Origin of the sequence: Klebsiella sp. 10-1, from assembly GCF_009758445.1 — a bacterium.
Classification (GTDB): domain Bacteria; phylum Pseudomonadota; class Gammaproteobacteria; order Enterobacterales; family Enterobacteriaceae; genus Klebsiella; species Klebsiella scottii.
Window position 1 is genome coordinate 20,663 of the sequence record NZ_WQRE01000007.1, and the last position, 12,020, is coordinate 32,682.

General features: G+C 53.9%; 11 protein-coding genes. All 11 read right to left on the reverse strand.

Translation table 11 applies throughout. The features are described 5' to 3' along the window. Window positions 1-2: 2 nt before the first annotated feature. Window positions 3-458, reverse strand: a complete 456-nt coding sequence (gene fabZ, locus GO007_RS21795) for a 3-hydroxyacyl-ACP dehydratase FabZ (RefSeq protein ID WP_004145858.1) — start codon at window positions 456-458, stop codon at window positions 3-5. A 151-nt stretch (window positions 459-609) separates the two neighbouring features. Continuing rightward, entirely contained in the window at window positions 610-1,635 is a 1,026-nt protein-coding gene (lpxD, locus tag GO007_RS21800; protein WP_095103633.1) for a UDP-3-O-(3-hydroxymyristoyl)glucosamine N-acyltransferase, read from the reverse strand. A 3-nt stretch (window positions 1,636-1,638) separates the two neighbouring features. After that, entirely contained in the window at window positions 1,639-2,124 is a 486-nt protein-coding gene (skp, locus tag GO007_RS21805) for a molecular chaperone Skp (protein ID WP_095103634.1), read from the reverse strand. Between the two features lie 123 nt (window positions 2,125-2,247). Then, window positions 2,248-4,677, reverse strand: a complete 2,430-nt coding sequence (gene bamA / locus GO007_RS21810) for an outer membrane protein assembly factor BamA (RefSeq protein ID WP_095103640.1) — start codon at window positions 4,675-4,677, stop codon at window positions 2,248-2,250. A gap of 31 nt (window positions 4,678-4,708) precedes the next feature. Next, entirely contained in the window at window positions 4,709-6,064 is a 1,356-nt protein-coding gene (rseP, locus tag GO007_RS21815) for a sigma E protease regulator RseP (protein WP_095103644.1), read from the reverse strand. An 11-nt stretch (window positions 6,065-6,075) separates the two neighbouring features. Then, window positions 6,076-6,933, reverse strand: a complete 858-nt coding sequence (gene cdsA, locus GO007_RS21820) for a phosphatidate cytidylyltransferase (RefSeq protein WP_095103645.1) — start codon at window positions 6,931-6,933, stop codon at window positions 6,076-6,078. Between the two features lie 12 nt (window positions 6,934-6,945). Further along, window positions 6,946-7,704 carry a (2E,6E)-farnesyl-diphosphate-specific ditrans,polycis-undecaprenyl-diphosphate synthase gene (ispU, locus tag GO007_RS21825; protein WP_095104095.1) on the reverse strand — a complete coding sequence of 253 codons (759 nt, stop codon included), beginning with the start codon at window positions 7,702-7,704 and terminating at the stop codon, window positions 6,946-6,948. Window positions 7,705-7,943: 239 nt separating this feature from the next. After that, window positions 7,944-9,146, reverse strand: coding sequence for a 1-deoxy-D-xylulose-5-phosphate reductoisomerase (gene ispC, locus GO007_RS21830; RefSeq protein WP_095103649.1), 1,203 nt, complete (start codon window positions 9,144-9,146; stop codon window positions 7,944-7,946). 242 nt (window positions 9,147-9,388) lie between these two features. Next, a complete protein-coding gene (gene frr / locus GO007_RS21835) occupies window positions 9,389-9,946 on the reverse strand; it encodes a ribosome recycling factor (protein ID WP_041144131.1) in 558 nt (185 codons plus the stop codon). A gap of 289 nt (window positions 9,947-10,235) precedes the next feature. Beyond that, the gene (gene pyrH / locus GO007_RS21840; protein WP_041144130.1) at window positions 10,236-10,961 is read right to left on the reverse strand and encodes a UMP kinase; all 726 of its coding nucleotides are present in this window, start codon (window positions 10,959-10,961) and stop codon (window positions 10,236-10,238) included. A 148-nt stretch (window positions 10,962-11,109) separates the two neighbouring features. Continuing rightward, entirely contained in the window at window positions 11,110-11,961 is an 852-nt protein-coding gene (gene tsf / locus GO007_RS21845; RefSeq protein ID WP_095103655.1) for a translation elongation factor Ts, read from the reverse strand. Between the last annotated feature and the right edge of the window lie 59 nt (window positions 11,962-12,020).

The following is a 12,020-nucleotide window of genomic DNA, read 5'->3' on the forward strand; positions in this document are numbered from 1 at the left end:
TATCAGGCCTCCCGGCTACGCGCACACATCATCGTTGCTTCGCAAACCACTTTTCCGTCCACCAGCGCGACGCCTTTAAAACGGGTCAGGCCGCGGCGGGTTTTCTCAAAAGTGACTTCCATAATCATCTGATCGCCTGGCACTACCGGACGTTTGAAACGCGCTTCATCAATCCCGGCAAAATAGTACAGTTCGCCCGGCTCGAGCTTGCCCACGCTTTTGAATGCCAGAATGCCGGTGGCCTGCGCCATGGCTTCCAGAATCAATACGCCGGGTAAAATCGGTTTACCAGGGAAATGCCCCTGGAAAAACGGCTCGTTAACAGAAACATTTTTTACTGCGCGCAGAAAACGACCTTCTTCAAAATCCAGCACGCGGTCTACCAGCAGGAACGGGTAACGGTGAGGCAGAAGTTCCAGAATCTCTTCAATGTGCAGAGTATGAGTGTCAGTAGTCAAAATACTCTTCCTGTCTAAATATACTAAAAGGCAATAATAACACGGCCTGCGGCAATCTTATGAATGCAACAGGCCGAAAATTTTAACGCGCTATCCGCCAGGCGGCCGCTTTATCAGCTACGTGGCATGATTTCGCGTCTGGCTGGGTGCGCTAATCTTGCTGATTAACCTTGCGCTCAACTGCTTTGAGGCGCTTGCTTATATCATCAATATTCATCACCAGCGCGGCTGTTTTACGCCAAACCTTATTCGGTTGCAGCGGGATACCTGAAGAGTACACGCCAGGTTCTGTAATAGGACGCATAACCATCCCCATCCCCGTGACGGTAACTTTGTCGCAGATTTCCATATGACCGTTGATAACGCTGGCGCCGCCAATCATACAGTAGCGGCCGATTTTCAGGCTACCCGCCATGATCACACCGCCAGCAACGGCGGTATTGTCGCCAATCACGACGTTGTGCGCAATCTGGCACTGGTTGTCGATAATGACGCCATTGCCAATCGAGGTGTCATCCAGCGCACCGCGGTCGATAGTGGTACAGGCGCCGATCTCCACGCGATCGCCGATAATGACGCGACCTAGCTGCGGGATCTTCACCCAGTTACCGCGATCGTTGGCGTAACCGAAACCGTCTGCACCAATCACGGTGCCGGACTGGATCAGGCAATTTTCGCCGATCTCAATCTCGTGATAAACGGTGACGTTGGCCCATAAACGCGAGCCTGCGCCAATTTTGGTCTTTTTACCAACGAAGCATCCGGCGCCGATAACCACGTTATCGCCGAGCTCTACGTCGGATTCGATAACGGCGTTAGGGCCGATCGCTACGTTATTACCCAGCTTCGCCGTGGCATCGATGACCGCGCTGGGCGCGACATTCTGCGCCGGCTGCGGCGTGGTATCAAGTATTTGAGCCATGCGCGCGTAGGTCAGGTAGGGATTACGCACTACCAGCGCGGCGCCGTGGGCAAAAGGTAAATCATCCTGCGTCATGACAACGGCAGAAGCCTGGCAAGCGGCCAGGTGATCACGGTATTTAGGATTTACCATGAACGTAATATGGCCCGCTTTTGCAGTCTGCATGGATGCAACGCCGGTGATGACGATATCGCCATCACCGTGTAATTCTGCATCCAACTGCTGCGCAAGATCAGCCAGTCGAATTGAAGGCATTACTTAGTTAACCTGTTTCAGCACATCAGCGGTGATGTCTTTTACATCGCTGCTGTTGTATGCAACGGCATTAGAATCTACGACCAGATCGATGCTCTGGCTGTTCGCTACGCTTTTCACAGCGGTCTGGATACGGGTAACCAGCTTGCCACGTTCTTCGTTAGAACGACGTGCACGATCCTGCTCAAAAGACTGCGCCTTCTGAGAGAAAGTCTGGCGCTGAGCCATTACGTCTTTTTCCAGCTTGGTACGGTCGGCGCCCGGCTTCATGGACTGCAGACGCTGCATTTTAGACTGCAGGTCACCTTCCATACGCTGCAGCTCGCTCGCGCGGCCTTTGAACTCGTTTTCCAGCGTATTAGAAACGCCTGTTTTCTGGGCAACCTGTTGGAACAGGCTGTTCATGTTTACCATTGCAATTTTATCTGCCGCCTGTGCGGAAGTTACCATTGCTAAACCCAGACCTGCAGCTAATAACCACTTTTTCACAATTAACTCCTTACCATCCCATGAGTACCCAGGGGTACCGTTATTTGCGTGGCCAGGCGACAACCGAGGTTATCGCCTAAAGTCAGCGCGATACTGCACTTACATTCCTTTGTCGCCCTACAGTTACCAGGTTTTACCAATGTTAAACTGGAACTGCTCGGCCTTGTCTCCCTCGTACTTTTTAAACGGTTGGGCGTAGGAGAATACCAACGGCCCCAACGGCGACATCCACTGTACCGCAATACCTGCGGACATACGGATGTTGCTCGGATCGCCATAATCCGGATAGCCACCGTACGCGCTCGAATCCCAGTGCGTATCCCACACGGTACCCATATCCCAGAAGAAGGAGGTACGGACCGAGTTAGCATACTTATCGCTGATAAACGGCGTCGGCGTAATCATCTCCAGGCTGGCGACCGCCATGGCGTTACCGCCCACTGCATCATCAGATTCGCATGGCGCGGATGCGGTGCTCTTACAGTCGTTAGTGTAGCCGCTGTCATCATCATGACGGCTGCTGGCCGGGAAATAGACCGCTTTCGGACCAATGGTGTTCGACTGGAACCCGCGCACGGTGCTTGAACCACCGGCGTAGAAGTTCTCGTAGAACGGCATCTCTTTGCCGCCCAGACCATCGCCGTAGCCAAAGCGGGTACGTCCCAGAACCACCCACTTGTGATCGTCATCGATCGGCACGTAGGTCGCCGTATCCAGCGTGGCTTTGTAATATTCGTTATCTGAGCCCGGAATGGTCACTTTACCATTCAGGTTAACGCGCGAGCCTTCCGTCGGGAAGAAACCGCGGTCCAGCTTGTTGTACGTCCAACCGTAGTTGAAAGTGAAGTCGTTAGCGCTAAAGCCGTTGCTATCGTTCGTCGTACTTGGGTACTGCCCCAGAGAGTTCAGATAACGCCACATCGCTACCTGCGGCTTCATGCTGGACAAGGAGTTATGTACATACCCCAGCCCCGCTCGCAACGTGTTGTATTCATTAACCGGGAAGCCCAGCGTCACGTCCGAACCATAGCTTTTATTGGTATAGTCGGACAGATCCGCATCGCTTGCATCGAAGTCGTTATAGAAGAGACGACCACCGAGGCTGACGCCATCAACGGTGAAATACGGGTTAGTGACCGACAGTTCAGTATAGGTCTGGTAATCGTTTTTGGTGCCGCTAATTCCGACGGAATAGCCGGTACCCAACCAGTTGTCCTGCTGAACGCCCGCCTGGAAGCTCACGCCGCTTTCAGTACCGTAGCCGATACCAAAGTTGAAGCTGCCGGTGTTACGCTCTTTGACCTTATAGACCACGTCTACCTGGTCCGGGCTGCCCGGAACGCGCTGCGTATCGGTATCAACGGTTTCGAAATAGCCTAAACGGTTCAGACGATCTTTACCCTGGTCAACCAGGTCGCTGCCCAGCCACGCCCCTTCCATCTGGCGCATTTCGCGACGCAGAACGGAATCTTTAGAGGTGTCGTTGCCTTCAAAGCGAATTTTACGGACGTAGTAACGGTTCCCCGCATCGACGTTGACGTGCAGCTTCACGGTCTTGTCGGAATCGTTGATTTCCGGCTGCGACTGAACGCGCGGATAGGCGTAACCGTAGCGACCGAGGAGTTTCTTAATGTCATTCTCCATTTTGGTCACTTTGGCGCCGTTATACAGCTCGCCCGGCTCGACTTTGGTCAGCGCTTCGATTTCCGCCGAGTGCCCCGCCAGATCGCCCGTCACCTGCACACCCGATAGCTTGTACTGATCGCCTTCGGTAATGTTCACGGTGATATAGATGCCTTTTTTATCCGGCGTCAGGCTCACCTGGGTGGAGTCGATGTTGAAACGCGCGTAGCCGCGATCCAGGTAGTAGCTGCGCAGAGTTTCGAGATCCCCTGCCAGTTTCTGCTTCTGGTATTTGCGATCGCCGACCACGTTCCACCACGGCACTTCGTCGCGCAGCTGGAAGGTTGAAATCAGTTCATCGGTGCTGAATGCATGGTTACCGACAATGTTGATCTGCTGGATTTTCGCCGAGACGCCTTCCTGGAACACCAGCTTCAGGTCGACGCGGTTACGCGGCAGCGGCGTGACGACAGCTTTTACGCTGGCGCTGTACTTACCGACGCTATAGTAGAAATCTTCCAGCCCTTTTTCGATATCAGCGAGCGTCGTGCGGTCAAGGGACTCCCCAACGCGTACGCCGGATGCCTCAAGGTTTTGCTTGAGCATGTCATCCTTCACCGACTTGTTACCGGAGAAAGTGATGCTGGCAATCGTTGGGCGCTCTTTCACCTGCACCAGCAGGGTATCACCATCGCGCAGGACGCGAACGTCCTCAAAGTTGCCGGTGGCAAACAGAGCACGAATGGTGTTACTGATATCATCATCGGTCACCGTATCGCCAGGACGCACTGGCATACTGAGGAGGGCCGCACCAACAGCGACACGCTGCAAGCCTTCGAAATGAATGTCCTTCACCACGAACCCTTCAGCACCGTATACGGTTGCGCTGCTAAACAGCAGCGACGCTATGAGCAACTTTTTCATCGCCATCGTTATTATGCGTTCTTCCTAACAAACTCTCTTACAACCGAGAGAAATCATTGAAAAGTGCAAGCCCCATTAACAACACCAGCAGTATTGAGCCAATGCGATAACTAAAGTCTTGAACTCGCTCGGATACCGGCCCGCCTTTTAGCTTTTCAATCGCTAAAAACAGCAGGTGCCCCCCGTCCAGGACGGGAAGCGGGAACAGGTTGATTATCCCGAGGTTCACGCTTATCAGCGCAAGGAACATCAGATAGTAAATCAACCCAAACTCCGCTGACATTCCAGCCCCCTGGGCGATAGAGATCGGCCCGCTGAGGTTGTTCAGTTTGACATCACCGGTTATCAATTTACCCAGCATCCTGACCGTTAACGACATCAGTTGCCAGGTTTTATCCGTGGCTTCAGCGATGGCGGCAAACGGCCCGTACTGACGAACTGTCTTATATTCATCGGGCAGCGGGATGACCTTAGGCACAACCCCTGCAAATCCCTCAGCCTGACCTTTACTACCGGACTTCGAATCTGGTGTCAGCGTCACGGACAGAGGACTCCCCTGTCGTTCGATGTCCAGAACCAGCGCCTTACCGGGATTATCACGCACCAGATTAACAAACGTCATCCACTGCGTTAACGGTTGACCATCGACTTTAACGATCCTGTCGCCCGCTTGCAAACCCGCCTTCCGCGCTGCCGAATTCGATTGTACTTCTGCCAGAGCGGTATCAACCTGCGCGCTCCGGGGCTGAATGCCCAGCGATGTCACCGGATCCTGCTTGTCCGGCTCGAACGCCCAGTGGCGTAAATCGAGGATTTTATCCTGGCGTTGGCTTGTCCCGAAAGGGGCGACCGAAACTATTGTTTGCTGGTCTCCAATCTTCGTTACCAGCGCCATACGCACAGCATCCCAATCAGGCGTTTCGATGCCATCTATCGCTTTAAGTTCCGTTCCTTTTGCAATTTGTGCGTGTGCGGCAATCGAATCGGGTACTATTTCGCCAACAACCGGACGAACGCCAGGGACGCCGATGATAAACACCAGCCAGTAGGCAAAAATGGCAAAAATAAAGTTCGCGATCGGTCCCGCGGCGATTATCGCGGCACGCTGACCGACGGTTTTGTTATTGAAAGCGCAGTGGCGAATCTCAGGCGCCACCGGCTCGACGCGTTCATCGAGCATCTTGACGTAACCGCCGAGTGGGATAAGGGCGATAACAAATTCCGTCCCCTGCTTGTCAAAGCGCCGCCATAGCGCTTTGCCAAAGCCGATGGAGAAGCGTTCAACGCGAACGCCGCAGCGACGAGCCACCCAGAAATGGCCAAATTCATGCACGGTGATCAATACGCCCAGCGCAATGATAAAGGCGGCCAAATTCCAGAGAACGCTTAGCATAAAACCTTCCGTCAAATCGTCCTGAAGACCAACAATAGCAGACACGCGAATACCGGTACCGCCGCCGTCAGGCTATCGATACGATCCAGAATTCCACCGTGTCCGGGAATCAGATGCCCGCTATCCTTGATGCCGGCCTCTCGCTTAAACATACTTTCCGTCAGGTCGCCGAGCACCGAAGCCAGCGCCGCAACGATAGAGCAAATGAGCAGTACCGCCGGCGTAACATCGAGATTCGCCCACAGGCCGTATGCCCAGGAAATAACCGCTGCGGTGACCAGTCCGCCAAAAAAGCCCTGCCAGGTTTTGCCCGGTGAAACCTTCGGCGCCAGCTTATGCTTACCGAACATTTTGCCAAACATATAGGCACCGGAGTCCGCGCCCCAAACCAGAATCATCACGTACAGTAACCACAGCGCGCCGCTGTAATGGTTATCCGCGTAGTGCCAGGCGCGCAGCGTCAGCATGCCCCAGAAGAACGGAATAATGGTCAGAATGCCAAAAACCAGGCGCAGCGTTTTAGAGTTCCGCCAGAAGGCAGCAGAAGCCGGGTAGGAAAGCACCAGCAGCAGAGCCGCAATCCACCAGCCCAGCGATGCCCATAGCGACCCCTCAACCACCGGCTGATGGACGTCGTAGTGATACTCAGGCATCAGGAAAAGCATCAACGCCAGCAGCAGGCCGCAGAGCAGCGCCAGCCAGACGCGTTGGGTCGTTGAAGTGAAGCCGCTTAGCTGCCCCCACTCCCACGCGGCGAGCATACAAACGACCAGCGTGACGATGGCAAAACCCGCAGGCGGCAACAGGAAAAGCGCCGCAATCACCACGGGGATTAAAACAAAAGCCGATATCAGGCGATACTTCAGCAAAAGCAACCCCCATCAGGCATTGCTGCCACCCGGCTCAGTGCCGCCGAAACGACGCTCTCGATTAACAAAGGCATGGAGTGCACCTTCAAAGTCCTGTTCAGCAAAATCGGGCCAAAGAACATCGGTAAAGTAAAGTTCGGCATAGGCAATTTGCCAAATCAAAAAATTACTGATTCGATGCTCTCCCCCGGTCCTAATAACTAAATCTACAGGTGCCAGTTCATGCATACAGACCTGCTGACTTAGCATGTCTTCCGTGATCTGTTCGGGCTGAAGTAACCCGTTTTTTACCTGTTCGGCCAGATTGCGGACGCCCTGAACGATATCCCAGCGTCCACCGTAGTTAGCCGCAATATTCAGCGTTAAGCCCGTGTTGTTCTCAGTGAGCGCTTCCGCTTTGCGGATCCGCTCCTGCAGGCGAGCATTAAAACGCGTGGTTTCGCCGATGATACGCAGGCGAACGTTATGCCGGTGCAGGCTTTTGACTTCGCTATCCAGCGCCCAGACGAACAGCTCCATCAGCGCGCTGACTTCCTGCGCCGGACGGTTCCAGTTCTCGCTGCTGAATGCGTATAACGTCAACGCTTCAATACCATTGTTCGCCGCGAAGGAAACTGCGCGACGGACTGACTTCGCTCCGGCTTTATGGCCGAATGCGCGAATTTTCCCTTGCTGTTTCGCCCAGCGTCCGTTGCCATCCATAATGATGGCGACATGACGGCAGCCATGTACAGGTGATATTTCGCTGACAGTTTGATTAGCAGACAACATAACGCGTTTTAAGTCCATAATAAGGATTAGCCACGCCACTAAACGCAAGCAACCGGTCAGCGCTATATACGCATTTTTATCCAGTGCCGAAGCTGCGGCTAATCGCAGAGAACAACCAAAAGCTTTACGCAAAAAAGCCGTGTCATGCCACGGCCACCGCAATCTTAGACAACGATCGGGTGGCGCAGACTATATCACTGAAGCCCAGCGCCCACAAATATCACAACGTATTGCGTCGGTCAGCCCCGCGCCGCCAGATGTTTCAGCTGCTGATGAGCAGCAACTCTCGCCTGAGCATCGATAATCAGAACTTCTTCAATGCTTTGCGGCTCATCCAGCGCCAGTTGCTCCAGCACACCCAGGTTAACCGCCGCAATATCGGTGAAGCGGATCTCCTCGGCGAGGAACGCGGCTACCGAAATTTCATTGGCGGCATTCAGCGCCGTCGTCGCCGCCTGACCGACATCAAATGCCTCCATCGCCAGCTTCAGGCACGGATAGCGTCCGTAATCCGGAGCGGCAAAGCTCAGATTGCTCAGGCGGCAGAAATCCAGCGCTTCAGCCCCGGAGTTCAGACGCTGCGGCCATCCCATGGTGTGGGCGATCGGCGTACGCATATCCGGCTCACCGAGCTGTGCGAGAACGCTGCCATCGCGATAGCGCACCATTGAATGGATAACGGATTGTGGGTGGATCAGCACTTCCATCTGTTGGGCCGAGGCGTTGAACAGCCAGCGGGCTTCGATATACTCCAGTCCCTTATTCATCATAGTGGCGGAATCGACAGAAATTTTGCGTCCCATTGACCAGTTAGGATGGCGGCAGGCCTGATCCGGCGTCATCGCCGCCAGCTCAGAGATTGCTGTTTCCCGGAAAGGACCACCGGAACCGGTCAGCAGAATCGACGAGACGCCGTTCTGCGTTAAGTCAGCGTATCCCAGATTGTGTTGAATTGTTTCCGGCATACTCTGAAAAATAGCGTTATGTTCACTATCAACGGGTAACAAGCGCGCGCCAGACTGCTGCACGGCGTCCATAAACAGACGACCGCAGGTCACCAGCGCCTCTTTGTTGGCCAGCAGCACCGTTTTGCCGGCGCGAATGGCCGCGAGCGTAGGAACCAGACCTGCGGCACCGACAATCGCCGCCATAACCTGGTCAACGTCATCCAGCGCGGCAACTTCCGCCGCGGCTTGCTGGCCGCTCAGGACTTCGGTACGGCTCGCGCTTTCGCGCAGCGCGATACGCAGAGATTCGGCGCTTTTCGCATCATCCATGACCGCGTAGCGGGGGGTGAATTCCAGACATTGTTCAACCATACGGTCGACATTTTTCCCCGCGACCAGCGCGGCGACGGAAAAGCGATCGGGGTTATGGCGCACGACATCCAACGTGCTGCAGCCAATTGAACCGGTCGAACCGAGAACGGTTAAGTGCTTCATGAGGCGTCCAGAAGAAATAAGACAGGATAAAAAGAAAAACGCCGCCAGCAAGCCCTCGCACATCAACAATCAGGAGGCGGGTAGGCGGTATATAGCCTTCAACAAGAGTGCCAAAGGCTACAGAGCCGACCTTTCCAACGCAATCCCTGGAGCTGAGCGTTCGGTCTTCTGTACGGCGTTTCAGACTGTACGCCCGTCCCGTTCATCAAACGGCAATTGAGGACGGACATAACGGCAGGAAATCAGAACTGCATCAGTTCCGCTTCTTTATCTGCCAGCGCCGCATCCACTTTCTTGATGGCGGCGTCAGTCATTTTCTGCACGTCGTCCTGAGAGCGGCGATCGTCATCTTCGCTGATCTCTTTGTCTTTCAGCAGCGCTTTTACTTTGTCGTTAGCATCGCGACGAACGTTACGTACCGACACGCGAGCCTGTTCGGCTTCTGCGCGCACGATCTTGGTCAGATCTTTACGACGTTCTTCGGTCAGCGGAGGCAGCGGAACGCGGATATCGCTACCCGCAGAGCTTGGGTTCAGACCGAGGTCGGAAGCCATGATCGCTTTTTCAACGGCCGGGCTCAGGGAGCGGTCGAACACGTTGATTTTCAGAGTACGGGAGTCTTCTACCGTTACGCTTGCCAGCTGACGCAGCGGCGTAGGCGTGCCGTAATATTGCACGACGATGCCATCCAGCAGGCTGGGGGAAGCACGACCCGTGCGTATTTTGCTGATTTGGTTTTTGAACGCTTCAACGCATTTTTCCATGCGTACTTCAGCATCTTTTCTGATGTCGTTAATCACGTTACTAATCCTTGGAAACTTGTCTCAGGCAGACTAAACGCCGCACAGCTGCTATCAGGTGAGCTAAGTATAGTCCCGTTTAATTCATGACGACGCCCTGGGCGCGTCTGAGTAAAAAACCGCTACTAAGGTAGAGCGGAATCTTACCTGCATTTCTACACAAAATCATTCAAGTTGTATCAAGGCGACAGCTGGGCAAATTCCCCGGCGGCTTACTGAAGTCAGCGGCTGGGGTGAGCAAAGGCAGCCAACGCAGAGACAGCCTGAAAAATGAAGCGTATTACGGAAATTACTCCGTAATTAACGTCCCTTCTTTTTCGCCCATCACCACGCGGCGCAGCGCGCCGGGTTTGTTCATGTTGAATACGCGAATCGGCAATTTATGGTCACGCGCCAGGGTAAAGGCTGCCAGATCCATAACTTTCAGCTCTTTATCGAGCACTTCGCTGTAGCTCAGCTGATCGTACATGGTTGCAGACGGATCTTTAGCCGGGTCGGCGGTAAATACGCCGTCGACTTTGGTCGCTTTCAGCACCACGTCAGCTTCAATTTCAATACCGCGCAGGCAGGCTGCGGAGTCGGTCGTGAAGAACGGGTTGCCGGTGCCGGCAGCCAGAATAACGACGCGATTATTACGCAGCAGGCTGATCGCCTCTGCCCAGCTGTAGTTATCACAAACGCCGTTCAGCGGAATCGCTGACATCAAGCGAGCGTTCACATAGGCGCGATGGAGGGAGTCACGCATTGCAAGGCCGTTCATAACCGTTGCCAGCATGCCCATGTGGTCGCCCACGACGCGGTTCATACCCGCTTTCGCCAGACCAGCACCACGGAACAGGTTACCGCCACCAATCACTACGCCAACCTGAATACCCAGTTCAACCAGTTCTTTGATTTCCTGAGCCATACGGTCAAGTATGCTTGCATCAATACCGAAGCCTTCCGAACCCTGCAGAGCTTCGCCACTTAACTTAAGCAGAATACGTTTGTAGACGGGTTTTGCATTGGTAGCCATGTTTCTTTCCTGAGACTGTCAACGAGTGAGATGAGTTAATTCTGGCGACATTGTATGTCGCTTTTCAGCGCAGCCACTATAAGTGGTTGGCTGAATTTACAAAATGGGCACAAAAAGAAGCCGCCCTCAGGCGGCTCCTTTTAAAAAATTAAGACTGCTTGGACATCGCAGCAACTTCTGCTGCAAAGTCAGTCTCAACTTTTTCGATGCCTTCGCCCACTTCAAAGCGGATGAAGCCAGTCACATCTGCGTTGTGCTCTTTCAGCAGCTGAGCAACAGATTTGCTTGGGTCCATAACGAAAGGCTGGCCAGTCAGAGAAACTTCGCCGGTGAATTTCTTCATGCGGCCTTCAACCATTTTCTCTGCGATTTCTTTCGGCTTACCGGACTGCATCGCGATGTCCAGCTGAACCTGGTACTCTTTCTCTACCACTTCAGCAGAAACGTCTTCCGGCTTAACGAATTCTGGCTTGCTTGCAGCGATGTGCATAGCCAGCTGTTTAACCAGCTCCTGGTCTGCGCCTTTAGCGGCAACCAGAACGCCGATACGTGCGCCGTGCTGGTATGAACCCAGAACTTCGCCTTCCAGGGCAGCAACGCGACGGATGTTGATGTTTTCACCGATTTTAGCAACCAGCGCAACGCGCTCTTCTTCGAACTGTGCTTTCAGCACTTCAACATCAGTGATTTTGCCAGCAACCGCTGCGTCCAGTACTTTGTTAGCAAAAGCCTGGAAACCGCCATCTTTCGCTACGAAGTCAGTCTGGCAGTTAACTTCCAGAATGATGCCGTAGGTACCGTCGATCTTGGTGATGATCACGCCGTCAGCAGCAACGTTACCTGCTTTTTTCGCCGCTTTGATCGCGCCGGATTTACGCATGTTTTCGATTGCCAGCTCGATGTCGCCGTTAGCTTCAGTCAGTGCTTTTTTGCAATCCATCATGCCTGCGCCAGTACGTTCGCGCAGCTCTTTTACCAGGGATGCGGTAATTTCAGCCATTCTTTAATCCTCGGGAGAGATATGACCTGCCTGGTTCCAGGAACCAAACAGGTTTAAAA

Coding starts and splice junctions, on each gene's coding strand:
- pyrH (WP_041144130.1), bottom strand. CDS start 10,961: ATGGCTACCAATGCAAAACCCGTCTACAAACGTATTCTGCTTAAGTTA.
- ispU (WP_095104095.1), bottom strand. CDS start 7,704: ATGTTGTCTGCTAATCAAACTGTCAGCGAAATATCACCTGTACATGGC.
- bamA (WP_095103640.1), bottom strand. CDS start 4,677: ATGGCGATGAAAAAGTTGCTCATAGCGTCGCTGCTGTTTAGCAGCGCA.
- ispC (WP_095103649.1), bottom strand. CDS start 9,146: ATGAAGCACTTAACCGTTCTCGGTTCGACCGGTTCAATTGGCTGCAGC.
- lpxD (WP_095103633.1), bottom strand. CDS start 1,635: ATGCCTTCAATTCGACTGGCTGATCTTGCGCAGCAGTTGGATGCAGAA.
- rseP (WP_095103644.1), bottom strand. CDS start 6,064: ATGCTAAGCGTTCTCTGGAATTTGGCCGCCTTTATCATTGCGCTGGGC.
- tsf (WP_095103655.1), bottom strand. CDS start 11,961: ATGGCTGAAATTACCGCATCCCTGGTAAAAGAGCTGCGCGAACGTACT.